At 57.1% G+C, this 24759-nt stretch carries 19 protein-coding genes and 1 riboswitch; of the genes, 11 read left to right on the top strand and 8 right to left on the bottom strand.

Annotated features, from left to right (window positions below; all coding sequences use genetic code 11):
• The 3 genes from GSQ91_RS01540 to GSQ91_RS01530 all read right to left on the bottom strand — a co-directional run.
• Positions 1-756: radical SAM protein (locus GSQ91_RS01540; protein WP_174240628.1), on the bottom strand; the 756-nt coding region annotated here is incomplete at its 3' end.
• Positions 757-828: 72 nt separating this feature from the next.
• Complete coding sequence (locus tag GSQ91_RS01535; protein WP_158819481.1) at positions 829-2376, bottom strand: B12-binding domain-containing radical SAM protein; 1548 nt, start codon at positions 2374-2376, stop codon at positions 829-831.
• Positions 2370-3896 (bottom strand): B12-binding domain-containing radical SAM protein, encoded by a 1527-nt coding sequence (locus GSQ91_RS01530; protein ID WP_158819480.1) that lies wholly within the window; start codon positions 3894-3896, stop codon positions 2370-2372. Before GSQ91_RS01530 ends, GSQ91_RS01535 begins: the two co-directional genes overlap by 7 nt.
• Positions 3897-4111: 215 nt before the next feature.
• Positions 4112-4311: riboswitch (cobalamin riboswitch) on the top strand.
• Positions 4312-4445: 134 nt separating this feature from the next.
• On the opposite strand from GSQ91_RS01530, the gene cobG reads away from it, so the two are divergent.
• From cobG to GSQ91_RS01475, 11 genes are all read left to right on the top strand, one after another.
• Positions 4446-5729, top strand: coding sequence for a precorrin-3B synthase (gene cobG, locus GSQ91_RS01525; protein WP_158819479.1), 1284 nt, complete (start codon positions 4446-4448; stop codon positions 5727-5729).
• Positions 5726-6349 (top strand): precorrin-8X methylmutase, encoded by a 624-nt coding sequence (locus tag GSQ91_RS01520; protein ID WP_158819478.1) that lies wholly within the window; start codon positions 5726-5728, stop codon positions 6347-6349. The genes cobG and GSQ91_RS01520 overlap by 4 nt, the downstream gene beginning before the upstream one ends.
• Positions 6346-7872, top strand: coding sequence for a precorrin-2 C(20)-methyltransferase (locus tag GSQ91_RS01515; protein ID WP_158819477.1), 1527 nt, complete (start codon positions 6346-6348; stop codon positions 7870-7872). Before GSQ91_RS01520 ends, GSQ91_RS01515 begins: the two co-directional genes overlap by 4 nt.
• Complete coding sequence (gene cbiE / locus GSQ91_RS01510; protein WP_158819476.1) at positions 7869-9095, top strand: precorrin-6y C5,15-methyltransferase (decarboxylating) subunit CbiE; 1227 nt, start codon at positions 7869-7871, stop codon at positions 9093-9095. Before GSQ91_RS01515 ends, cbiE begins: the two co-directional genes overlap by 4 nt.
• A complete protein-coding gene (locus GSQ91_RS01505; protein ID WP_158819475.1) occupies positions 9092-9487 on the top strand; it encodes a cobalamin biosynthesis protein in 396 nt (131 codons plus the stop codon). Before cbiE ends, GSQ91_RS01505 begins: the two co-directional genes overlap by 4 nt.
• Positions 9484-10242 (top strand): precorrin-4 C(11)-methyltransferase, encoded by a 759-nt coding sequence (cobM, locus tag GSQ91_RS01500; protein ID WP_158819474.1) that lies wholly within the window; start codon positions 9484-9486, stop codon positions 10240-10242. The genes GSQ91_RS01505 and cobM overlap by 4 nt, the downstream gene beginning before the upstream one ends.
• A gap of 4 nt (positions 10243-10246) precedes the next feature.
• Positions 10247-11041, top strand: a complete 795-nt coding sequence (locus GSQ91_RS01495; RefSeq protein ID WP_254064312.1) for a cobalt-precorrin-6A reductase — start codon at positions 10247-10249, stop codon at positions 11039-11041.
• 45 nt (positions 11042-11086) lie between these two features.
• Positions 11087-11902 carry a precorrin-6A synthase (deacetylating) gene (cobF, locus tag GSQ91_RS01490; RefSeq protein WP_158819473.1) on the top strand — a complete coding sequence of 272 codons (816 nt, stop codon included), beginning with the start codon at positions 11087-11089 and terminating at the stop codon, positions 11900-11902.
• 149 nt (positions 11903-12051) lie between these two features.
• Positions 12052-12954: an alpha/beta hydrolase gene (locus GSQ91_RS01485; protein WP_158819472.1), complete on the top strand. Its 903-nt coding sequence runs from the start codon at positions 12052-12054 to the stop codon at positions 12952-12954.
• A gap of 58 nt (positions 12955-13012) precedes the next feature.
• A complete protein-coding gene (locus GSQ91_RS01480; RefSeq protein ID WP_216845011.1) occupies positions 13013-15616 on the top strand; it encodes a glycoside hydrolase family 3 protein in 2604 nt (867 codons plus the stop codon).
• Positions 15617-15782: 166 nt separating this feature from the next.
• Complete coding sequence (locus GSQ91_RS01475) at positions 15783-17084, top strand: M23 family metallopeptidase (protein ID WP_158819471.1); 1302 nt, start codon at positions 15783-15785, stop codon at positions 17082-17084.
• 170 nt (positions 17085-17254) lie between these two features.
• On the opposite strand, the gene GSQ91_RS01470 is transcribed toward GSQ91_RS01475, so the two are convergent.
• From GSQ91_RS01470 to GSQ91_RS01450, 5 genes are all read right to left on the bottom strand, one after another.
• The gene (locus GSQ91_RS01470) at positions 17255-17641 is read right to left on the bottom strand and encodes a group 1 truncated hemoglobin (protein ID WP_158819470.1); all 387 of its coding nucleotides are present in this window, start codon (positions 17639-17641) and stop codon (positions 17255-17257) included.
• Positions 17642-17762: 121 nt separating this feature from the next.
• Positions 17763-19019 carry a nitrate/nitrite transporter gene (locus GSQ91_RS01465; RefSeq protein WP_158819469.1) on the bottom strand — a complete coding sequence of 419 codons (1257 nt, stop codon included), beginning with the start codon at positions 19017-19019 and terminating at the stop codon, positions 17763-17765.
• Between the two features lie 113 nt (positions 19020-19132).
• On the bottom strand, positions 19133-21307 hold the full coding sequence (locus tag GSQ91_RS01460) for a molybdopterin oxidoreductase family protein (RefSeq protein ID WP_158819468.1): 2175 nt from the start codon (positions 21305-21307) through the stop codon (positions 19133-19135).
• Positions 21304-22911 carry a DmsC/YnfH family molybdoenzyme membrane anchor subunit gene (locus GSQ91_RS01455; protein WP_158819467.1) on the bottom strand — a complete coding sequence of 536 codons (1608 nt, stop codon included), beginning with the start codon at positions 22909-22911 and terminating at the stop codon, positions 21304-21306. Before GSQ91_RS01455 ends, GSQ91_RS01460 begins: the two co-directional genes overlap by 4 nt.
• Before the next feature lie 51 nt (positions 22912-22962).
• On the bottom strand, positions 22963-24756 hold the full coding sequence (locus GSQ91_RS01450) for a sulfite reductase flavoprotein subunit alpha (protein ID WP_158819466.1): 1794 nt from the start codon (positions 24754-24756) through the stop codon (positions 22963-22965).
• Between the last annotated feature and the right edge of the window lie 3 nt (positions 24757-24759).

The following is a 24759-nucleotide window of genomic DNA, read 5'->3' as shown; positions in this document are numbered from 1 at the left end:
CGAGATCCAGGCGATGTCTGGTGTGTACTCATTGATCAGGAACTCAAGTTCGTCGACGACCTTGAGCGGATCGCGCCGACGGTGGGTTTGGCCGTAAACCTGGTGGCTGCACCAACGGCATTTATACGGGCAGCCACGCGCGGTGATGAAGTTGACTGAACCCTGTTGGTGATGTGTGCGCCAGACTTCGACATAGCGATGAAGATCGATGGCATGGCGTGCGGGCCACGGCTGCGCGTCAAGATCCGCAATTTGACCCCGTGGTGGGTTCTGATGGAAGTGCCCGGACTCATCGAGGAATGCTGCCCCAGCGATTTTGGATCTCCAGCCGGCGTCGGTCTGGTCGGCGCGTGCGCGAATGGCGGTCAGCAATTCCTCCATGGTCGCCTCGCCTTCCCCGAAGACCACGAATTCCGCGCCAGACTCCAAATACTCCTGCGCGTAGGCTCCGGGTTCTGGACCACCGACGATGACGCGCCAGCCGGCCTCGCGCGCGACCCCCATGATCTCCACAGCGTTTGCCCGTGTCATTAGGTTGGCATAGATGCCAAGCACCGTTGGAGTCTCGGTGCGCAGGTGATGAATGAGGTCTGACTTGCTGGAGAAGGTTGTGTCGTATACGTCGACGTCAAAACCCCGCGCGCGCAGATGGGAGCATAGATAGAGAATCCCCAGCGGAGCATAGGGCTTCATGATCTGGATCTCTTTCGGATCATCGAAGAGAAAATAACCGTGGGTAAGTAGAAGGTCCGGCATCAAGCGCTCCTATCTTCTATGCTTGGCCATTGCTCGACATTACGTGTGAGTGTGAGCAGGACACTGACTGGGTTAGCAGGCATTGGCTGACTCCTGTTTGGACGAGGACGTAAGCACAGGCAACGGCTGCCCAGTGACGAGGGAGCGGCGCCTGACTAAATACTCTGAGACACGCGAAAGCCACAGTTCCCAAGGGAGGGAGAGTTGGCAGGAGTCGAGCCGCCAGCGTATGGGCCGGCTAACAAGCCGGCCCATATACTTCTGCATATTGCTTGCTCCAGGCTTGGGGCGGACCTGATTGAGTAAAAGAAAATACTCGAGCATGCGATCAAGACGTGCAAGCTCGCTTCCCCTGAGCCAAGGAAGAAGGTTAGCTCCCAGTGGCATGGTCATCCAGTCTTCAAGGGTCTGGGGTTCTATGACACCGAGTTCACGCAACTGCGGCCAGATTGGAATGCCTGGATAAGGTGTGAAAATATTGGGTGAGAAACGTACATTCGGGAACTGTCTACCAATGTCGGACATCGTTCGGAAGGTCTCGAGCCGATCTTGTTCGGTCTCACCTGGGTAACCGAGTATGAGGTTGAATGTAACGCGTATCCCCGCAAGCGATGCTTTGCGCGCGGTCTCATACATCTCATCCACGCGCTGATGGCGCTTGTTCATCAATTTGAGAACAGCCTTGGAGGTAGACTCCGTGCCGAAACCCATATAGCTGACACCGCTGTCTGCGAGTAACTGCACTTCATCCTGACTCATGCGGCAAATGAAGTCTGTGGATGCCTGAAAGGTCCAGGTGAACTTGACACCGGAGTCCCGGATCCCCTGGGCGATAGCGATGGCGCGAGGGAGGTTAACCGGGAAGTTGGAGTCGAGCAGAGCGACATTGGAGATGCGGTACTGCTTGACGAGGCCCACGAGTTCGGCGACGACGTGCTCGGCAGCGTATGCGTTGAAGCGGCGTTTGTAGACCACCATATCCGTGCAGTAGTTGCAAGCATATGGGCAGCCAACGCTGGTGGCGTAGGCGAGCTCGCGTTTGCCGGAGGCACGTTCATAGGCGTCAAAGTCAGTGAACTCATAGGCCGGTGGGGCAAAGGCATCTATGGGCTGGACGCGGCGCTCAAGGTTTTCGATGAGACGGCCATTCTCCTTCCAGGAGATGCCCTGTATAAAATCGAGCGGGTTTTTGTCGACGAGGGCCTTCGCTAGCTCAACGATGGTAGCCTCGCCCTGTCCACGCACGACGATATCGACATAAGGCTCGCGCAGGGTGGACTCTGGGCAGAGCGTTGGATGCCAGCCTCCGAAGATTACGGGGACGGTAGGTGCGTGCTCCTTGACGCACTGTGCTGCTTCGATGGCGCCGCGAATCATGGGGCCGGTGAGGACTGAGATGCCGATGCAGATTGCATGCTTGCACTGTTCACGGATCTTATCGAGATACTTTGGTTCTATTGCTGCGTCGATCAGCGCGACTTCAAAGTTTGCCTCCCGCAATGTACCGGCAAGCGAGAGCAGAGAGAGGGGCGCACCGAGAGGTGGCCCGTCGTAAGGTGGATAGAAAAGAATCACCTTGCCTCGGCTTGCAGGAACGGTTTGGTCGGAGACCTCTAGCATGCAGCCTCCGCAGGAGTATTGGCGAGGCGCTTCGCATCGACAGCGGGTTTTTGTGCCGCGGACATGCGTTTTTTCAGCTTATTGTTGAGCCAGATCTCCACGGGGTACTTGTAGGTATCGTGGTCGAGGCGCCAGCGGGCTGGAAGCGAAAGCGACTTCTGAGCGATGCGAGTAATGGGGCCGCGAGTGTCAGCCGCGATGGGGATACGGTCAAAGGCGATTCGGAGGTAATCGCGCATGGTCTGGAGGCGGTCGTGATCTTTGCCCTTGAGCCAGGGAAGCTGAGTGTAGCGAGGGAAGTAGTCCGCCCATCCTTCGAGCGTCTTGGGAACTTCTATGCCCATCTCCTCGGCGCGCTTCATGATGGGCGAGCCGGGATACGGGGTGAAGATGTTCGTCCAAAACTCGGCACCAGGAAAGCGACGGCAGACGTCCATCATGAAGTTGACGGTTTCGCGGCGTTCCGTCAGACCTTCGCCCGGGAAAGCGAAGATGATATTGAAGGAGGGCCGGATGTCAGCAGCAAGGCAGCGCGCGGCACTCTCGTAGATCTGGTCGAAATCCTGGAAAGTCTTATTCATCAGCTGCAGGACTTTGGGAGAGCCGGAGTCAACGCCTTGGCAGATTTGCTGCAAGCCCGCACGCCGCAGTAGTGTCAAATCCTCATGCGAGAGCCGGGCGACCATGTTTGTCGTGGCTTGTACGCTCCATTTGAATTGCGACTTTTCGTGTACAAGGCCCTCCGCGATACCTCGAACACGGTCGAGATCGACCATGAAGTTATCGTCGACCACCCACAACATCTCCAGTCGATAGCGCCGGGTGAGATCGACTGTTTCTTCAACGAACTGTTCAGGGGGTAGGGCATTCCATTTGCGGCCGTAGACGCCGGCGTTCGTGCAGTACCCACAGTTGAACGGGCACGCAAGCGAGGAGGTGTACATGGCCCAACGCTTGCCGCAGCCGCGCTCGTAGGCGTCGAAATCAGCAATGTGATATGCCTTGGGAGGCATATCCATGAGTGGCTTGAGGGGGCGTTCAGGCGTCATGATGAGCTTGCCGCCGCGTTTGAAGCCGATACCTGCTATGAGATCTGGGGCAGAGTGGCTCTGGAGATGTTGCACGAGTTCGAGGAGGGCATCCTCCCCTTGCCCACGAACGACGTAATCCACACATTCAGCTTGAAGAGTTTGATCGGGAAGAAGAGACGGATGCCATCCGCCGAGGATAATGGGGAAATCGGGGTTCCATTCCTTGACGGCCCGCGCGATCTCTACCGTCTCGCGAATCATGGGACCGGTGACGAGCGAGATGCCCAGGCAGACGGCGTCTCGAACCTCTTCGAGCACACGTCGTTTGTAATTCGGGGTGATGGTGGAGTCAATGAGAACGATGTCGAACCCGGCTCGTATGAGTGGGGTTGCGACGGCCAGGATGCCTAGAGGTGCCGTCGCTTCCGAGCTTGCGAAGGAAGGAAAGAAGAAGACGATTTTCCTGGATGAGACGGAGTTCTTGGGCATGCAAACGAGGCTCCTGATAGACATCTTGCCCTTCCTCTTCAGCGACCGTGTCACGTGGGCGTCTGAGAATTGTCAGGACTTTGTCATTTGTGCCTGAGTGAGCGTTGAAGGCTGTTTCTGGGGGATGGAGGTCTGGCCAATTATGGGGCTTGCGGAGCAGCGGTTACCGGATTTTCGGGCATGAAAAGTAGAGCCTGGCGAAATGAGTCTGGTAGATTAGGTAAGTATTCTGGGGTGCCCTCGAGGGCATAACAGGGAAGCCGGTGTGAGTCCGGCATGGTCCCGCCACTGTGTTCAGGAGACGGACTCTTCGTAAGCCACTCGACTCTTGGCGAGGAAGGCGAAGACTCCAGAGCGTTATGATCAAGCGCTCAGCCTGTCAATCAGGAGACCAACCTCAGATATAGTCCTGATTCTTCTCCGCGTGGAAACGGGAAGCAATCGCTCATAGGTTTTTGAGCTTTGTGCCTTCTTCCCCGCGGTTGGTGAGGTGTACTTGCTCAAACCGTTGTCGATCTCCACAGCTATCGCTCAGAAGGCTGGCGCTCCATGAAAGTCGGAGGGCAGTTCTGCCCAGGTGTCCTTCATGCAGTCTCCGCAAAAGACGGTTTGCTGATCCGGATCAGAGTGCCCGGGGGGCTGATCGAAGCCGACCAACTTAAGGCTGTTGCTGGCCTCTCACGTGCTTTTGCGGACGGCTATCTTGAAATTACGTCGCGGGCAAACCTTCAGCTGCGAGGGATTCAGGATCGAGATCTTGAACCGATCGTGGAAAGGATCGCCATGGCTGGTCTGCTGCCTTCGCCGCAGCATGATCGAGTACGCAATATCGTCACCAGTCCCATTGCGGGACTTGACAGCGAGGAGGTCATCGATCCACGACCGCTGATCCATGAACTGGATCAACAATTGCGGGAGGAGAACGCCTTTGTAGACCTCCACCCCAAGTTCAGCTTCGCAATTTACGGTGGGACCAGACGGTTCAGCCGTAGCAACGACGATATCTCCCTTGAGGCCGTCGGTCTAAACGCAGGGCCCTATTTCAGCTTTTCAATCGGAGGAGCTTGTTCAGGATTTGTTGTAAAACGCGGTGATGCCGTCGACTGTATGCTGGCAGCGGCAAAGATGTGTATCCGCCTGGCAAAGGAGTCCAACCTGCCCGTTCGCGGGAAAGCAGTAGTGATGGCTCCGGGAGCCATGAAACTGATTGTTGATGCTCTTTCGCACCTACTAACGCCATCCCCTGTTTCTCCTCCCTCACGCTTAGTCGAAGAGGCGCTTATTGGCATCTATCCCACCACTCAAAATGGTCGAGTGAGCATCATCCCATCCGTTCCTCTCGGACGGCTTACGGCAGAACAGGCGATTTATCTTGCCGACGCCGCGAACGAGTGGAAGAGTGATCTTCGACTTTCCCCGTGGCGTGGCGTTGTGCTTGGTTCCATTCCGAAGGGTGCATCAGACAATATCGTTGGCCCCCTCCATTCCATGGGTCTGTCCTGCGACGGGCGAGACGGCTTTCGAGGGATCGCGGCTTGTGCAGGCAGTAGTGGTTGCGAGGCGTCGTTGGCTGATGTGCGCGGCGATGCCGTGTCTCTTGCGCATCGTCTTCTAGGTCACGCGGTGCCTTCCGGGTGGACCGTGAACTTTTCTGGATGCGAAAAGCAATGCGCCCAACGGCACGGTGCGACCGCTGAACTCATCGCCGGCCCTTTGGGCTACACCCTAAGTATCGCGGGAAGCCCTGTGGCGTCTGACTGTTCGCCTGAATTTGCACTTGATGCGGTCGCCGCGCTGCATCAAAATTTGCTGTCTGAGGTCGCTGTCCAATGAACTACGTCAAGGATGGCGCTGCTATCTATCGGGAGTCTTTTTCCATTATCAGAAGAGAGGCCGATCTTTCCGCTTTTCAGAACGATTTTGCTCGCATCGTCGTCCGCATGATCCATGCGTGCGGTATGACGGACCTGCCGCAGGATGTACAGGCGTCGCCGGATGCCGCCTCGGCGGGCGTCAATGCGCTACGCGAAGGTGCGCCATTGCTTTGCGATGCGACGATGGTGGCGAATGGAATCACGCGTTCGAGACTTCCACGGAATAACGAGGTCATCTGCACGCTAAGCGATGCTAGAACCGCGGAACTCGCCGGGAGACTCCACACAACCCGAAGTGCCGCAGCCGTCGAGTTATGGCGGGATAAACTTGCTGGTTCGGTTGTTGTGATTGGGAACGCTCCAACAGCACTGTTCCATCTGCTCGACATGCTTGAGGATGGAGCACCGCGACCAGCGCTTATCATTGGCATTCCCGTCGGATTTGTAGGCGCGGCCGAATCCAAGACAGCACTTGCAGGCAACTCACTTGGAATACCTTTCCTCACCGTTCGAGGACGCCGAGGCGGCAGCGCCATTGCCGCGGCAGCCGTCAATGCGCTCGCGAGTGAGGAGGAATGAGCCTAGGTGTACCAAGCGGACGTCTCTTCGGAGTCGGTGTCGGTCCCGGCGATCCGGAACTGATTACGGTCAAAGCACAACGGGTGCTCAGGCAGGTACACGTCGTTGCTTATCCATGCACCCGACAGGGATACAGCAACGCTCGTTTGATCGTTACCTCGGAACTGGTTCATGGCCAGACCGAACTACCGATGATGTATCCAGTTACGACAGAGGAGACTGCTCATCCTGGAGGATACGAGGTTGCACTGTCGCAGTTCTACGACGAGATGGCGGAAGAGATCGCGGGCCATCTCGCAAGCGGGCGAGACGTGGCTATCTTATGTGAAGGAGACCCTTTCTTTTACGGTTCGTATATGTATCTTCATGATCGTCTCGCTCATCGTTTTTCCACGCAGGTAATTCCTGGAGTTGCCTCAATCATGGGCGCAGCCTCACAGCTTGGAACGCCGCTTGTGCGCAGAGACACTGACTTCACCGTGCTCCCCGGAACGCTCCCCGAGGACAGGCTAGTCGCAAAGCTAAGCCAGCAGGGCGCCTTTGCCATCATGAAGCTTGGCCGAAACTTCGCAAAGGTTAAGCGGGCCCTCGATAGGACCGGCCTCGCGGACAAAGCACTCTTCATCGAACGAGCGACGATGGCCGCCGAACGCATCGTGCCGATCGGTGAGGTCGATCCACTCCATGTCCCCTATTTTTCACTCATCCTGATTCCCGATGGAAGTCAGGATGAGCGCGATAAAACGATACAGAGTGCAGGTTGGATCTCCGTCGTTGGCTTGGGCCCTGGCTCTGCTGACTGGATGACGCCAGAGGCTCAGAAGGCGCTGTCTGAGGCCACAGACTTGGTGGGTTATCACACCTATCTAGACCGAGTCCCCGTAAGATCCGGGCAGCGCCGCTTCGGCTCCGACAACAAGGTTGAAGCAGACCGTGCGCGGCAGGCTCTTTCTCTAGCCGAATCAGGCCGCCGCGTTTGCGTCGTCTCATCTGGAGACCCGGGCATCTTCGCTATGGCGTCGGCTGTTCTGGAATGCGTGGACCAGGGGCCGCCTGCTTGGCACTCGTTGGACATTCGCATCATTCCCGGAGTGTCCGCTATGCAGGCAGCTGCTTCTAGAGTTGGAGCTCCTTTGGGACACGACTTCTGCGTCATCTCGCTCTCCGACAGGCTCAAACCCTGGGAGATGGTGGTGAAGCGATTGGAAGCGGCGGCATCCGCCGACTTCGCAATCGCAATCTACAACCCGATCTCATCGGAGCGGCTATGGCAGCTCGATGAAGCGCGGACGATTATCGCAAAATACCGGGGACCCGAGACGCCCGTTGTCCTTGCACGTAGCGTGGGCAGATCCGACGAGCGAACTATTATTACCGATCTTGAGCACTTCGACCCATCGTGTGCCGATATGCAAACCATCGTTCTCATTGGCTCCTCAACAACTCGGGCAATTGCATTGTCGAACGACAGGAAGCTTATCTATACTCCCCGGAGCTATGGTGACAGGAGTTATGTCTCATGACTGTCGCTGAGCGTTGGTTGTCGATCGTAGGCATCGGAGAAGATGGCTGGGATGGACTGAATGGTGAGGCCAAACGAGCAGTTGAGTTCGCTGAGTTGCTCTACGGAGGAGCTCGCCACCTTGCCCTCGTACCAACTGCCGGTTCTTCTGCAACCCGTATTCCCTGGCCTTCCCCGATGAACCCAGCCGTGCAGCAAATCCTCACGGAATACCGCGGAAAGAGGAGAGTGACCGTGCTCGCCAGTGGCGATCCGATGCTCCACGGTGTGGGAGTGCCACTCACCCGCGACCTTGTCGCAACCGAGTTTCGCGTTATTCCGCAGGTCTCCGCTTTCTCTCTAGCCTGTGCGCGACTTGGTTGGCCGGTGGCGGAGACGATCCTGATTACGCTGGTCAACCGACCGGTAGAACAGTTGCTTCGCCATCTCTATCCTGGTCGGCGGCTTGTAATCTTCTCCGAAGACGGCAGCACGCCGGCGACCGTCGCTCGGCTTCTGACGGAATCTGGATATGGATCAAGCAAGATTGATGTCTTCGAAAATTTGGGTGGTTCCGCTGAGCGCAACATCAGAGAACTGGCATCATGCTGGCTGAGCGAGCGGTGCGGAAAACTGAATCTCATGGCGGTACTCTGCGCTTCCGACACGAAAGCCACGCCACTAGCCCTTGCCCCAGGTTTACCGGACGATACCTTTGATACAGATGGGCAGTTGACCAAGCGGGAGGTTCGCGCGGTGACGCTCGCACGGCTCGCCCCGCTACCCAACCAAACCCTCTGGGATGTCGGAGCCGGTACCGGATCGATCGGTATTGAGTGGATGCGTCTTCATTCCTCATGCTCTTGCATCGCCTTCGAAGCGCGAGAGGACCGGGCCGCTCGAATTCGGGAGAATGCCTCGCGACTGGGTGTACCAAACTTAACGGTCATTCAAGGGACTGCACCCGCCACCTTTGCAGGCCTGCGGTCGCCGGATGCGATTTTCATCGGAGGAGGCGTCGGCAACGATGACCTCTTTGACGCTTGCTGGGCAAAGCTTTCCTCCGGTGGTCGTCTGGTTGCAAATGCAGTTACCCTCCAGGGCGAAGCGAGCCTTATCGCGCGCCATACGCTTTATGGAGGCGATCTGATGCGCATGGCGGTTTCCCGAGCCGATCTAATCGGCCGCTTTTATGGATGGCGACCGATGATGCCGATTACTCAGTGGACGGTGACCAAGTCGTGACCGATAGGATCCAGCACGAGCGTCTCTCCATCGGAATCGGCTGCTCGTCCCGTGCCTGCAGCGACGATGTCATCCGGCTGATCGAAGCATCTGTCGACGAGATTCCTTCCGACACCATGATTGCGACGCTCGACCGTCGCGCTTCGATAGGAGAGGACGTAGCCTCGATACTGGGGCTTCGTCTTGTGCTCATCCCCGCGAGCATCCTTGCAAGCGTTGCGGGCGTCACCACACACTCGACCTTGGCTCTCTCGAAAACACGAACCGCCAATGTTGCGGAAGCGTCTGCGCTGGCGTCGCTTGGTCCCTCTGCGCGTCTCATCGTACCGCAAACGAAAGGCCGCTTTTGTACCTGTGCGGTTGCGGCACTTTCCCTCACGGAGCATCCATGATCGTCCACTTCATCGGCGCAGGCCCAGGAGCCGCCGATCTTCTTACACTGCGGGGCCGGGATCACATCCACAACTCACCGGTTTGTCTCTATGCGGGGTCGCTCGTGCCCAAGGAAATACTTACCCATGCACCGCCCGGAGCACGCATTGTTGATACGGCGGAGATGAACCTTGATGAGATCATCGGGGAGATCGCAGAGGCACACGCAAAAGGACTGGATGTCGCTCGTATCCATTCCGGCGACCTTTCCATCTGGAGCACGATGGCAGAACAGATTCGCCGCCTGAGGCTGCTTGGTATTCCTTATGATGTCACTCCGGGTGTTCCTGCATTCGCAGCCGCAGCAGCTGCTCTCAACCAGGAACTCACGCTGCCGAACGTGGCTCAGACCCTAATTCTCACTCGAACTTCGACAAGATCCACACCGATGCCTACCGGAGAAGACCTCGCAACGCTGGGCCGCACCGGTGCGACGCTCGCGATTCACCTCTCCATCATGAACCTTGACCAGGTATCCTCCCAGTTGTTACCCCTCTATGGCGAAGACTGTCCCGTCATCGTCGTCTTCCGGGCCAGTTGGCCCGACGAATGCATCCTGCGCGGTACGCTGTCGACCATCCATGGGATGGTCAAAGCATCGGGTATAGATCGCAACGCCCTTATTCTGGTTGGGAGATCTCTCGGTCAGTCGCCCTTCGGTGAGAGCTACCTCTATTCGACGGCGAGGGATCGTACGGATACTTCCGAGGAATAGCTCTATGGAAGCAGACAAGATCATTGCGATGCGATCCGATACAAACTCCGCTCGAGGTGACTCGACACGAGTCCTGATTCTGGGTGGGACAAGCGAGGCATCGGAGCTTGCCACACAATTAGCAGTCAGAGATGATTTGACGGTAATCTCATCCCTCGCCGGCCGAGTGAGCCAGCCCAGACTGCCCGCGGGGATTGTTCGGGTTGGAGGATTCGGTGGGGTTGCCGGATTGGTCTCTTATTTGGTCGATGAAAATATCAAGGTGGTCATCGATGCGACTCATCCCTTCGCTACAAAAATAAGTGGCAACGCCGAGTTAGCCTGCAACACATTAAGCATTCCGCTCATCGCCTTTGAGCGCCCACCGTGGGCGCCAAAGAAGGAAGATCTCTGGTGCGCTGTACCCGATGTACAAGCCGCCGCGTCAATGGTGAACCATAAACGCAATCGAGTATTTCTCTCGATCGGACGGCAGGAACTTGGAGCGTTTTCCGACTGCGAAGCTGCATGGTTTCTCGTGCGTGCCATCGATGAGCCGAACGAAAGGCTGCCCACGAACTCGAAACTGATTCTGAAGCGTGGGCCCTTTCATCTCGACGATGAACTACAGATGCTTCGCAGTGAGTCCATAAGCCTGATCGTGTCCAAAAATAGTGGTGGCACAGCAACCTATTCAAAGATTCAAGCTGCGAGAACACTCCAGATCCCAATTGTCATGATCGATCGCCCCCAGAAACACAACATACCGGCTGTAGCTCGAACGGATGACGTGCTTCAAAAACTTGCAGAATTGCTATGAATGACATTTGAATGCGATGTCTTATTTCACTGAGAAACGGTATCTATGAGAAAGCTCTATCTGATCGGCATTGGTGCCGGCAATCCGGAATACATTACGGTGCAGGCCATTAAAGCACTGAACATCGTAGACGTGTTCTTTTTCATGGACAAGGGCGAAGCGAAGCAGGAACTCTTAAACCTTAGAAAAGAGATATGTGAACGATATATCGAGGATCGTTCCTATCGGGTGGTAGAGGTAGATGATCCTGTCCGCGACCCAACCATATCGGATTACACAACCAGGGTTGAACTCTGGCATCGGCAGCGGGCCTTGATCTACGAAGAGATGATCGCACGGGAACTTGAAGAGGATCAGTGCGGCGCTTTCCTGGTGTGGGGGGACCCATCGCTGTACGACAGCACACTCAGGATCATCGAACATATAGCGGCTGGTGGAAGGCTTTCTTTTGAGTTCGAGATCATCCCCGGCATTACCAGCATTCAAGCTTTGGCCGCCCGCCACAAGATCACTTTGAATGGGATAGGCGAATCAGTCGTCATTACAACAGGTCGCCAACTCTCCGCTGGTATGAGTGGCGCTGCAGAAAGAACCATCGTGATGTTGGATGGACAATGCTCCTTCAACAATCTGCTCGATGAAGAGCTTGATATCTTCTGGGGTGCCTATCTGGGAATGGAAGAAGAGATCCTTCTATCTGGAAAGCTCAGTGAAATTGCGAGCATGATTGAAACAGTTCGCCACGAGAAGAGACAGGAAAACGGATGGATTATGGATACGTATCTGCTCTGTAGACCAACCGGGGTCGCTCAGGCTAGATTGTCACGCAGCGGAAATTCCGACGATGACAACGATTTGTAGCGGCAGACTGATTTGGGTGCTCCAGCTTCCGCTGCTTGAACTCGGAGGGGACCATCGGGTCATAGCCAGAATGAGCAGAATGTATTCCTTTACGTTGCTCGCTCCAAGAGCGATCCATTCTGAAACAACCCTTGCGAAAGGCAGTGGCAGTGAAAACATCGATCTCGGTAGCTCGCCCACGCGTCCCAGGAATCTTCCTCCTCTTGCTCTCATGGATCATCCTCCATGGTCCGCTGGCCGCAGCCCAGCAAAGCACCATCCCACTGTGGTCTGCGCCCGCGCCTCTCTCTCACGGAACCACTGCTGAAGATCAACCCTCGATCGACGTCTATCTCCCCTCCACAAATCCCACCTCCACCGGAGTTCTCGTCATCCCCGGCGGCGGTTATCACGACCTCGCTGCGCCAGAAGGCAAGCCCGTCGCGCTCTGGCTTCAATCGCATGGCATTGCCGCCTTTGTTCTGCACTATCGCGTGGCTCCCTATCGCTATCCCGCTGAGATGCTCGACGGCCTGCGCGCCATCCGCCTGGTGAGATCCAAAGCAAAGGAGTTCGACATTGCGGACACAAAGATCGGCGTCTGGGGCTTCTCCGCCGGCGGTCACCTCGCCTCTTACCTCATGACGCAGTATCAGGCGACGCTTCTCCCGCCACAGGACGCGATCGACCACACCAGCGCGCGCCCGGACTTCGGCATCCTCTCTTATCCCGTCATCTCGATGCGCCCAGGCTTCATGCACCAGGGCTCGCACGAAAGCCTCCTCGGCTCGGATGCCACGCCCGATTTAGAGGCTCTGCTCTCGAGTGAGCTGCACGTTACCGCCGACACTCCACCCACATTTCTCTTCGCCACGACCGACGATGGAGTTGTCCCCGTGCAAAACAGCCTCGCCTTCTACCAGGCCTGCGTGAACCATCAGGTCTCTGTGGAGATGCACCTGTTCGAGCACGGCCCCCACGGAGTCGTTCTCGCGCAGAACCTACGCGGTGCCGACGCCTGGCCCGGCCTGCTGGCAACATGGATGACCCGCCACGGCTGGATGAAGCAATAAATGTCGCCGCTATCACGATGCCACCATGATGGACTACGACTATAGGAATAATTTCAGGATGGACCGTTTGCGCCATACATTCCCTCATCCAATGCTTTACCCTTATCCCGTCATGAAAATCATCTATCAACGCATTTCTCTCTCATTATTTGCGTCTGTTCTGGCCTCCTTTACAACTGCGATTCCCAGTCCCGCGCAGGCTCCCGCGCCCGACTCGCCGGCGATCGAATCGCAGGCCCACGATATCGTCTCCAGGCTCACACTCGAGCAGAAGATCGAGCTGCTCGGCGGCATCGATTCCATGTACACCCATGCCATTCCCGCCGTTGGTCTTCCGCGTTTCAAAATGTCCGATGCTTCGGTTGGCGTGCGGACATGGGGCCCGACTACCGCATACGCAGGTGGTGTCTCCCTCGCTGCCACTTGGGATACCGGTTTCGCACGTACCCTTGGTGAGAGCCTTGGCCGCGATGCCCGTTCGCGCAATGTCAACTTCCTGCTCGGCCCCGGCGTCAATATCGCGCGCTCGCCAATCGGTGGCCGCAACTTTGAATATTTTTCCGAAGACCCCCATCTCAACTCCATTCTTGTCGTTCCGTATATCGAGGGCGTACAGTCGCAAGGCGTTATCGCGACCGTCAAGCACTACGCGCTCAACAGCCAGGAGTTCAACCGCCACGACGCCAGTTCCGACATCGACGAGCGCACAATGCGCGAGATCTATCTGCCTGCCTTCGAGGCTGCTGTCACCAAGGGGCACGTCGACGCAGTGATGAACTCCTACAACCTGATCAACGGTGTCCATGCGACGCAGAACGAGTTCCTCAACATCAAGGTGCTCAAGGGCGAGTGGGGCTTCAAGGGCGTGCTTATGTCCGATTGGGACGCTACTTACGACGGCGTCGCCGCAGCCAACAATGGTCTCGATCTCGAGATGCCCAGCCCGCGCTTTATGAACGCGAAGAATCTGCTTCCCGCAGTAAAGAGCGGCGAGGTCAAAGAATCCACCATCGATGACAAGGTTCTGCGCCTCGTTCGCACCGAGCTGCGTTACGGGTTCACTGCGCGTCCACAGTTCGACCCTGCTGACTCTACGTACTCCGTCGCCGGTCGCGCTGTCGCCATGCAGGGTGCGCTTGAGAGCATCACACTGCTCAAGAATGAAGGCCACATTCTGCCACTCGATCCTGCGAAGATCAAGACTATCGCCATCATTGGCCCTGATGCCTATCCCGCAATTCCCGGAGGCGGGGGCTCGTCGGAAGCTCAAGCCTTCGAACCCATCAGTCAACTCACTGGCATCGCAAATCTACTCGGCGCAAATGTCCACGTCCTCTATAGCCGCGGCCTTCCGAATGTGAATGATGTCTTTCGCCATACACGTTGGGATGGGGATGTGAAGATTGCAACCTACCACAGCCACGACTTTACCGGCACGCCCGAACCTGGCACACGCCGGAACGTGGCGGAATATAAAGCAGATCAGTGGGAGCCTGCAGACCAATCCCCGCGTAGCATTCGCTACTCCGCTTCGTACAAGGCGGAGGATACTGGCAAATATCTGCTCATTGGTGCGGCTTCCGGTGAGGACGCCTTCAAGATTCTCGTCGATGGTGTGCCGGTGCTCGATCAGGTCCACGCGGAGGGGCAGGTGCCGAAGTATGTATCGATCGATCTGACCGCAGGTCAGACCGTCAACGTCCAGGCCGACTATCTTCCCCAGGCGGCCGGCTCCCGCTTCGGTTTCGGACTCGCTTATGAGCCCAGCCTTATCGCTCCCGAAGCAACGCAGTTCGCCAAGCTCGCAGACGTAGTCGTCGTCGCTCTCGGCTTTGATACAGCGAGCGAGGGCGAAGGCCACGACCGGACCTTCACGCTCCCCTGGGGGCAGGACGCACTGATTGAAGCCGTCGCCGCTGCCAATCCGCACACCGTAGTCACGCTCACCAGTGGTGGCGCCATGGACACACGCCGCTGGCTCGACAAGGTGCCTGCGTTGCTTCACGTCTACTATCCTGGCCAGGAGGGCGGCACCGCCATTGCACAGGTTCTCTTCGGCCAGCACAACCCCGAGGGCAAGCTACCTATCAGCTTTGACCGTGACTGGGAGAACAGCCCATCGAAGCCTTACTACTATGGCACGCCCGGTGGTGACACAATCCTGCACACCATCGGCGACAATGGCAAACCGCTCGACTACACTATCCAGCACATCAACTACGGCGATCGCCTGATGGTCGGCTATCGGTACTGGACCACGACCGGCAAGCACCCGCTCTTTCCCTTCGGCTTCGGCCTCAGCTATACCACCTTCAACTTCTCGAATCTTCAGACGCCATCAAGCGTCGCCTCTGGTTCTACCGTCTCCGTCAGCTTTGACGTCGCCAACACCGGCAACGTGGCCGGAGCCGAGGTAGCGCAGCTCTACGTCTCCGATCCCTCCGCCAAAGCTGTTCGCCCCGAGCGCGAGTTGAAAGGTTTTGAGAAGGTTATCCTGGCGCCTGGCGAAACCAAACACCTCACACTCAAACTCGACGCCCGCGCCTTCAGCTATTGGAGCGACTCCGCCAAGAAGTGGACCATCGATCCTGGCAAATTTACAATCCTTGTCGGCGATTCCAGCGAGAGCACTCCGCTGCATGCCGACGTCACGCTTAACTAGAGAATCTACTTCTCCGATGCGCAGGCAAGGGAACTGCGCATCGGCTATTCCGGTCTTCTCAAGGCTGTTCGCGTTCCACTGCTGTTGAAGGGCGAAAGGCGCGACCTCATAGCCAGCGGCTCCGATCAGCGCGGCGCCAGGAAGGTTCTGAGGCTAGAATCAACTTGTGAGAACTCCAATCAACAACGCAAGAATCCTTCTATTGCCGTTATTGCTGATGCTGTCCGGCTGCAGCAAGCCCTCTTTGGAGGTACTCTCATCCCCGACCGTCATCGGGCAGGCGACTCCCATTGCCGTACACATCCACGATCCCCATGGTGTTAGCAAGCTCACCGCCAGTGTGACGCAGAGCGGCACGAAGTATCAGGTGTGGCAGACGAACACCGCATCCAAAAGCATCGATAGCACCTTCACCTTTGAGGTCGGCGTCAAGACGACGCCCCAGTTGCATGACGGCCCCGCTCACCTGGTCCTCGAAGCCACCTCGGGTGGCCTGTTCCACGGCACCACCCGCTGGGAGCGCGACGTCAACGTAGCCACCCAGCCGCCTGTCATCAGTGCAGACTCCGACCAGCACTACCTATACCTTGGCATGGCCGACCTGGCCACCATGAACGTCACTGGCAACTACACCGCTGCGGGGGTCCGGGTCGGCGACCAGGTCTTCCGTGCCTGGCCGATGCCCGGCGGTAAGCCTGGCCTGTTCTCCTTGTTCGCCTTTGCCTGGAACATGCCTTCTGGTACGACGCCGCTGGCCTTTGCTTCGAACGGAGCTGGCAACGACGTGACTACGCCGCTGACCATCATCTTCCCGAAGAGGGAACAGCCCGTCTACACGCAGCACCAGATTCAAGTCTCCGACCAGTTCATGCAGAAGGTGCTTGGCGAGCTGGATCCCAATGGCACGGGCGATCCCGTCGCGCGGTTCGTCAAGATCAACACCGAGATGCGTCAGGCTAATAACAAGACGCTGGCCGACCTGCGTCTCAAGACTGCCGATCACTTCCTCTGGAGTCAACCCTTCACGCGTCAGTCGCACGCGAAGGCTGAGGCCACATTCGCTGACGTGCGCAGCTATATCTATCATGGCCAGAAGATCGATCAGCAGGTGCATCTCGGCTACGACCTTGCCGTCACCCAGCATGTCGGTGTTGAGGCGTCGAATGACGGCCGTGTTGTCTGGGCTGCACCCCTGGGCATCTACGGCAACTGCATCGTGGTGGATCATGGATATGGCCTGCAGACTATCTATGGCCACCTGAGCCGGATCGACGTACACGAAGGCGACATGGTCAAGCGCTCGCAGATCATGGGACTGAGCGGCATGACAGGGATGGCTGGCGGCGACCACGTTCACTTTGCCATGCAACTCGATGGGATCCAGATCGATCCCAAAGAGTGGTGGGACCCGCACTGGATCCAGGACCACGTCGTCCGCCGTGTCGATGTGCCCGGTTTCGCCAAATAATTGCAAGGCTGATTGAGGTGCAGAGGCCTTTTCATGCCTGTCTGAGGCGTCCCCGTGATTTCGGGAGCGTGCCCGTCGGATAACCAACAGATTTCGGTGACTTGCTAGTAGAGAAGATCAAGCCCGTAGACATCGATACATAACCCTCTCGAGTCACAAGAAAGTACCCATTAGCTATGTGGGTGCATTGCCGATTTCGTATTAACAATCAGGTTTGCCAACGGCATTATTGCACTGGCTACTTCTCCGATAGTCTCTTTGGCAATACCCAACTCGTGAAGCGTTTCCACCAAGTGAGTTGATACCAGATCAAAATGATGCTGCTCAATTGCTAGTCGGGCGTGCACCATCTGCATTGAAGCACCGCCGTATTGCTTGGGTCCACCCAATGTATGGGAGAGAAAGGAAGCCTGGTATGTCTTCAATCGTGGCATGGGGATAGCAACAAAAAAATGATTCAATTTAGGGTCCGCTAGTACACGTTCAAAGAAGCGATCCGTCGCGGCGTTAATCGCTACTTCACCACCGATGCGTTGATAGAGTGTTTCTTCGCTCATGGGTTCCTTCCTTTTGATTCTCCAGGTTGATTTCGGAATATGCGTGTTGTCTATAAACCTTCGACAGTCAGGTGACCATTATTGGGTCGGTTCATTCACCTGCACTGTCTCGGATTAGGGATCAGTCAGCTGCGAAAACACCATCCGCCTCAAAGTCACTTTCCTTTGGTATCTCTGTATGGGCGCGGCCACCGACGCCGACCCACGTTCTGGTCCAGTTGCGTGCGACCACACGCATCATGATCAGGATGAGGAATGCGAGTGCCGCATAGCATATCCATCCCAATCGATAGCTGCCGGTGTGTTGTTTGGATTGGCCGAGGACGTTAGGCAGAATAAATCCACCCAATGCACCAATCTCACCGATCATCCCGCCGGCAACTGCTGTGGTGAGGGGCCAGCGCAGGGGAACTAGCTGGAAGGTTGCACCGTTGCCGGCACCGAGTGCTGCGAAGCAGAGCATGAAGAGCAGAGTGGTGGCGGTGAGCGAGGGGGTTGCCATCAGGCCGAAGAGACCGGCGATGGAGATGAGAAAGACGACGGAGAGTGTGGTGATACCGCCGATCTTATCGGCAAACCAACCGCCAAGCACACGCGTCAGGCTCCCGGTGAGCGTTGCAAAGACCGTTAGCGTACCGGCCTGTACCTTTGTTACGTGAAACTGGCTGTAGTAGAAGGATGGCAGGAAGGTTGCGAGGCCGAGGAAGCCACCGAAGGTAATGATGTAGATCATGTTGAAGTACCAACCGTCTTTCTCAAAAAGACAGGCGAGGTGCTCACGGAGCGTGGCATGCTCGATGTCGGGTGGCTCTTTCGCAAAGAAGATCATGACGCCGAGTGGAAGAAACATCATCGCGGCGGCAAAGCCGTAGACGTGCTGCCAGCCGAAGTGCATCGCCAAACGCGGCGCGAAGAGAGCAGCCAGGGCGGTGCCGCTGTTTCCGGCGCCAGCGATGCCCATGGCGAGGCCTTTGTATTGCTTCGGAAACCATCCGGAGCCAAGGGAGAGGGCAACGCCGAAGCTGGCGCCTGCGATACCGAGAAGTACTCCCATTGCCAATACGTTGTGGTAGGTATGCACGAAGAAAAAGCCATAGAGGAGAGCGATGACGATGGCCGACATCTCAACGATGGCCGCATTTTTGCGGCCAATGTATTGCGAGATGACTCCAAGAGGGAAGCGCATGAACGCACCCGCAAGAGTGGGCACAGAAACCATGAATCCGATCTGTGCCGGAGAAAGATGAAAGTTCTGACTGATGAAAGGGCCCATAGCGCCGTTGAGCACCCAGATCGCAAAGCTAAAGTCGAAGTACAAAAAGGCGGCGAGAAGTGTCGGTGGGTGACCGGACTTCATGAATGTTTTATAGCTGGCCATGCGATTCCTCCGGAAGTTCAGATTGTTGGTGCTGTGTCTCGCATTTGAAGCAACGTCATGGTTGTTTTGAATGCCTTGCAGACACCGGCGACAGGGCCGGAGAATTTGTTGCTTCAGACAGAAGCGGACCTAGTGGATCTCTCGATGCGCACGGCGCATTGTTTGAAGTTCGGTTCACGGGAGATGGGGTCGAATGCTCCGAGCGTGACCAGGTTGGAGTTGTTCTCGGAGAAGTGAAACGGCATAAAGACCTGGCCGGGTGCAACGATGCCGGTAATGCGCAGCTCCAGATTGCTGACTTTACTGCGCCGGGACACAACAGTGACCCGGTCGTGCGGGTTCAGTTTGAGGCGCTCGGCGTCCACGGGATTCATCTCAAGCCAGGCGTTCGGGACCATCTTGTTGAGCATGTCAACCTGTGCGGTCTTGGTGCGCGTGTGCCAGTGCTCCACTGTGCGGCCCGTATTGAGAATGAAGTCATACTCATGGTTGGGCTGTTCAGCGAAGGGTTCGCACGGCACAAGGTGCAGTTTGGCGCGGCCATCCGCGGTTGGAAAGATCCCGTCGGTGTACAGCCGTTCTCCGCCCCACTGCATGCCGCCGGAGGCTTCGATCTGCTCCCATGTAAAGCCGCTGTAGTCGCACATGCGACCTGCCGAGACGCGCTGCCACTCGCGGAACGCGTCATGCGTTGTGGTCCAGCCAGGACAGAGTTTCTCGCGCACACCAATCCGTTCAGCGAGATCGAGAAAGATATCGAAGTCGGGGCGCGCTTCTCCGGGAGGCACAACAATGGGGTTGACTTTGCTGACTCGTCGCTCCGAGTTGGTATAAGTGCCCTCCTTCTCGCCCCAGATGGCGGCAGGCAGAACGAGGTCTGCGAACTCGCTTGTTGGCGTTGGGTGAAAACCATCCTGAACGACGAGGAACTCGACGTTGTGCAAGGCCTGTTCCAGTAACTTGTAGTTTGGGAACGACACCGCAGGATTGGTTGCGATGAACCACAGGGCCTTGATCTTGCCGGCGACGGCGGCCTCGATGATATCGGGATAGGCGAGACCACGTGCCTTCGGGATCGACTCCACATCGACATCCCAGAGCGCGGCAAGTTCTTCGCGGTCCGCGGGGTTATCGAATTTGCGATATCCCGGCAGTGACGAAGTAAAGCCGCTCTCACGCGTGCCCATCGCATTGCACTGGCCGGTGATGGAGAATGGCGAAGCGCCCGTGCGACCGATATGTCCTGTAATGAGAGCGAGGTTATTAATCGCAGCGACTGTGACCGTACCCTGTGTCGAGTGGTTGACACCCATTGTCCAGCCGATAAAGCCTGCTTTGGCGCGACCATACAGCCTCGCTACATGCTCGATCTGCTTCACGCTGAGCCCTGTGATCTCTGCCACGTGCTCTGGCGTAAAGCTTGCGATAAAGTCTGCCAGTTCCTTAAAGCCGTTGGTGTGTTGCGCGATATATTCGCGGTCGATCAGGCCTTCTCGGATAAGGATATGCGCGATGCCGTTGATGAGCGCGATGTCGCTGCGCGGCTTCACGGGAAGATGGATGTCGGCCATCATCGCGGTTTTGGTCACGCGCGGGTCGACGACGACCACGATGCGGTTCTTGTTGCGCTCCAACCGATTGCACAGAATAGGATGGTTGTCCGCGATATTGGCGCCGATCAGGATGATGACGTCCGCCTGCTCCAGATCGGCGTAGTTGCCGGGAGGGCCATCACTGCCGAACGAGAGCTTATAGCCGGAGACAGCGCTGGCCATGCACAGTGTGGTGTTGCCATCGTGGTTCGGTGTTCGAAAACCAAGCTGCACGAGCTTGCCAAGGGTATAGAACTCCTCCGTAACTAACTGTCCCGTACCGACTACGCCGAGCGAAGCTGATCCATAGGCCGCCTGGATCGCGCCGATACGCTCGACCATCGTGCTGAGCCCTTCGTCCCACGTAACGGGTACGAGCTTGCCGTTCTTGCGCAGGAGTGGATGGGTGGCACGGCCGGGCGCGCTAAGGATGTGATGCTCGCTAAGACCCTTGGGGCAGAGCTTGCCACTATTCACAGGGTGCTCAGGATTGCCGCGCGCCGCAACCGCTTTGCCGTCTTTTACGCCGACGAGCATGCCGCAACCAACCGAACAGTAACCGCAGGTTGTCTTCACCCACTTGTCAGCGACGCGCGAGGCTGAAACATAGCCATAACGCGCGTCTTCTCCGTAGGCATATTTCGCCTGGGCGGTATCGATGCCGAGCGTGCGTCGGATCTTTGCAAACAGCTTCATGCGTGCCTCGTGCGAACGAAAGTGAGGCCCATATTGAGTGGCACGACTGAGACAAAGAAGAGATAGCGTGCCAGCAGCACACCGGCGAACCCAAAGCAGAGTGCGAGCAGCGAATGTCCCAGTGCTCCCATTCCTGCGCTGAGGGCGACGAATGCAAAGGAGGCGATATAGTGCCCACGCAACATGTTGCTGGAGAGAAGTGAAAAAGAAGCACGCAGCTCAAATACCTTTGAGCTGCGTATGCGGTAAAGACGCACCGCTTGATTGGCAAGCCAGGCAACTGCAGCAACGTCCGCAAACAAAGGCAGCAGCCAATAAGGCAGTGCCGTGAGGGCTAGCGGCATCGCTACGAAAAAATGTTGTGGGAGAGCACCGAGTTCGACAACCAGAAGCGTCCCAAGAAATGCAGCCGTTACAACGAAGTCGATGGGGGTGTGACGCATGTTCCACGAGGGACGAGCGGGCACAAGGTAGATCGCAGCGCTCGCCACTGTGCCTGCGAGCCCAAGAATGGCAGCTGCCCAATCGACAGCAGACGTCAAGCCTGCCGGAACTGTGTGATGAAGCAATGATGCCACGGTGCATAGTGTGGCGAGGGTGAGCGCAAGGAAGAAAAGCGTGAAGAGCAGCACTTCGCGGCTAAGCCACGAACGCCGCCACATCTTAAGAGCACGCCACGCATACGCCGGTCGTCCAAGGTGCATGGTGGAGATACTTAGCGAGACAGCAGTCAGCGTGAGCAATAGGCCGAGACGCACGATATCGAGTTCGTGCTCCAGCAACAGCATGCACAGAGCGCCTGCAACTGTCTGCATCAGTGTGGTCATAAAGACAAGCGAGAGATGGGCATGTTCTGGTTGTATCTGGCCGCTATCGACACGCTCCAGCGTGACTCCGTTGTTCTCGGGTAGCGTGATGCGTGTGGTCGATACCGTTTGCCCAGCGGCTGGCATACCGGGGCTCTCGGCGCTCGCATAGTCTTCGCGCCAGGCTTGCATATTCACAATCTCGATTTCGATGGCTGCCTCAGGGCAGGCATTGGCACAGGCAGGTTCAAGCCCGTGATCAAGGCGTCCCTTGCACATGTCACATTTACCCACGACTCCGCGCTCGGGATTGAACTGCGGCACGCCATAAGGGCAGTTCCACACGCAATATTGGCAACCGATACAGGCGTCCGCCGAATGCAGGACGATGCCTGTGATGGAATCCTTCTTGTAGGCATCGACGGGGCAGCCGCGCAGACAATCAGCGTCCAGGCAGTGATTGCAACCCATCGAGAGATAGTGACGTTGGGTGTCTGGATAGCTGCCACCTTCGAGTTCTCCAATGCGTCGCCAGAGGATGTCAGCCGGATTGCCGTTCTGCTCGTTGCATGCAACTTCGCAGGAGCGGCAGCCGATGCACTTGGTCATGTTGAAGTGAAAGCGGTATTGTTCACCTTCTTTCAACGGCCGGCCCGGCAGGAGGGAAGGAAAGACCTCACGCAGCGGTTCCGTAAGTACTGCCACTCCGGCTGGCCCTATGACGAGGCCGTCTGCGGTGAGCCGCACAAGTGCGTCGCTCTTGCCGTCATAAGCTCGTTCATGAAGTGGCAATGCCAAGGAGATACTCGCTTTCGTCTTACGCGGTGCGGGTTCTGCGTTGTAGTGCGTTCAATAGACGTCGCGGTGGTAGCGATGTTCATCCTTCAGAGTCTGCATGTAGTCCTGGGCGGCTTCGTAGTCCATGCCGCCCTGTTTTTCTGCGATGGTATGCAGCACTGCATCTACGTCCTTCGCCATGCGGCTTGCATCCCCGCATACATAGAGGCTTGCGCCTTCTTGAATCCAACTCCAGAGCTGCGCCGCCTGTTCGAGCATCCTGTCCTGCACGTAGATCTTGCGCTCCTGGTCGCGCGAGAAGGCTGTGTCCAAACGTGTGAGGTGGCCGTCTGCGAGCATCGACTCGAGTTCTTCACGATAGAGAAAATCGCTAGCCGCGCTGCGTTCCCCGAAGAAGAGCCAGTTTTTGCCTGTAGCCGCGAGTGCACGTCTTTCATGCAAGAAGGCGCGGAAGGGAGCTATGCCAGTCCCTGGCCCGATCATGATGACAGGTGCGTCGCCTGCAGCCGGCAGGCGAAATTTTTTGTTGGGTTGAATGTAGATAGGACGACAGTCGCCGGTGGTGGTGCGGTCGGCGAGCAGGGTGGAACAGACGCCACTTCGTTCACGGTTGTGTGAACGATAGCGGACAACAGCAACGGTGGTGTGAACTTCGCCGGCGTGGGCGCAGGGGCTTGAAGAGATGGAGTAGAGGCGCGGTGTAAGTTTGGGAAGCATGGCGACGAGGTCTGCTGGATTGTGCAGAACGCCCGGATAGCTATGGAGGAGATCGATGAGGCCCCGGCCGCTGGTGTACGTTTCAAGATGCGCCTGCTGCTCGGGTACGAGCAACCCGGCGAGGGGTTGGCAGTTGCCGATGGTAGCGTAGGCTTCAACTATCTTGCGGGTGAGGCGGGTTATCTGCAAGTGATGAGTGAGCGCGTCAAGGAGCGTTGTCGTTCCAGACTTAGGAAGTTGCACTGGCGCCTGAGGGCTGAAGTTCAGCGTCGTGATGATGTCTTCGACTAGATGCTGGTCGTTTTGAGGGACTACACCACAGGCATCTCCAGCTTCGTACCTAAGGTTCGAGTTGGCGATAGAGAAGGCCATGTGCATCGTGAGTTTGCTGGAGACTTCGCGAGTAAGCGGATGCTTATCTACCAGCGGCGCGAAGAAAGGATTGTCGCGCGTATAGGCAGGTCCGCCGTTGTCACCGGAGGGTGGCGTTGGTCCGGATTTAGGGGAGGAATTTGTATTGGAAGAGGAAGAGATGCTTCTGGCTGGACGTGCGGCGACTATGGAGTTCAGGCGAGAGTAGAGTCCCTGCTTCCAACGCGCGAAGGCGTCGTCGAGATCCACATCGCAATCCACGCGATCGAAGAGGCGAACAGCACCGAGGGCGGCGAGTTTGTTGTCCAGGTCGATGCCGAACTTGCAGAAATGCTCGTAGTGCGTGTCTCCAAGGGCGAGCACGGAGTAGGACAGATCTTGATAGCGCGGGAAGTGTTCGACACAGAGTTTCTCGTAGAACGGCTGGACAGCATCGGGTGCTTCACCGTCGCCGTAGGTGCTAGCGATGAGGATGGCGTAGTGTTCTTCCGCAAGGGCAGCGGGTGTGTAGTCCTCCAGCGAGGCGAGCGAGGCGATGTGGCCTTTAGACTTGAGATCTTTGGCGACTTTGCGCGCGAGACCTTCTGCGGTTCCGGATTGCGAGGCATAGAGAACGGCGATCTTCAGCGAGGGCGGTGTATCGGCAACCGTTGTTGGCTGGGCTGCGGAAAAAATGCCAGCCAGAAATCCGTTGAGCCAGGCACGCTGCTCCGGTGTGAACGGCGCCGAGTCGGGGATGAAAGGGACATTCGACATGTG

Source organism: Granulicella sp. S156 (genome assembly GCF_009766105.1).
GTDB lineage: Bacteria > Acidobacteriota > Terriglobia > Terriglobales > Acidobacteriaceae > Granulicella.
This window is presented reverse-complemented; position numbering and strand designations above follow the sequence as displayed.

What these genes read in the sequence shown, in the direction of transcription:
- GSQ91_RS01480 (WP_216845011.1), top strand. Translation starts at nt 13,013, where the DNA reads ATGGACCGTTTGCGCCATACATTCCCTCATCCAATGCTTTACCCTTAT.
- GSQ91_RS01465 (WP_158819469.1), bottom strand. Translation starts at nt 19,019, where the DNA reads ATGGCCAGCTATAAAACATTCATGAAGTCCGGTCACCCACCGACACTT.
- cobF (WP_158819473.1), top strand. Translation starts at nt 11,087, where the DNA reads ATGAGAAAGCTCTATCTGATCGGCATTGGTGCCGGCAATCCGGAATAC.
- cobM (WP_158819474.1), top strand. Translation starts at nt 9,484, where the DNA reads ATGATCGTCCACTTCATCGGCGCAGGCCCAGGAGCCGCCGATCTTCTT.
- cbiE (WP_158819476.1), top strand. Translation starts at nt 7,869, where the DNA reads ATGACTGTCGCTGAGCGTTGGTTGTCGATCGTAGGCATCGGAGAAGAT.
- GSQ91_RS01515 (WP_158819477.1), top strand. Translation starts at nt 6,346, where the DNA reads ATGAGCCTAGGTGTACCAAGCGGACGTCTCTTCGGAGTCGGTGTCGGT.
- GSQ91_RS01495 (WP_254064312.1), top strand. Translation starts at nt 10,247, where the DNA reads ATGGAAGCAGACAAGATCATTGCGATGCGATCCGATACAAACTCCGCT.
- GSQ91_RS01460 (WP_158819468.1), bottom strand. Translation starts at nt 21,307, where the DNA reads ATGAAGCTGTTTGCAAAGATCCGACGCACGCTCGGCATCGATACCGCC.
- cobG (WP_158819479.1), top strand. Translation starts at nt 4,446, where the DNA reads ATGAAAGTCGGAGGGCAGTTCTGCCCAGGTGTCCTTCATGCAGTCTCC.
- GSQ91_RS01520 (WP_158819478.1), top strand. Translation starts at nt 5,726, where the DNA reads ATGAACTACGTCAAGGATGGCGCTGCTATCTATCGGGAGTCTTTTTCC.
- GSQ91_RS01470 (WP_158819470.1), bottom strand. Translation starts at nt 17,641, where the DNA reads ATGAGCGAAGAAACACTCTATCAACGCATCGGTGGTGAAGTAGCGATT.
- GSQ91_RS01450 (WP_158819466.1), bottom strand. Translation starts at nt 24,756, where the DNA reads ATGTCGAATGTCCCTTTCATCCCCGACTCGGCGCCGTTCACACCGGAG.
- GSQ91_RS01535 (WP_158819481.1), bottom strand. Translation starts at nt 2,376, where the DNA reads ATGCTAGAGGTCTCCGACCAAACCGTTCCTGCAAGCCGAGGCAAGGTG.
- GSQ91_RS01530 (WP_158819480.1), bottom strand. Translation starts at nt 3,896, where the DNA reads ATGCCCAAGAACTCCGTCTCATCCAGGAAAATCGTCTTCTTCTTTCCT.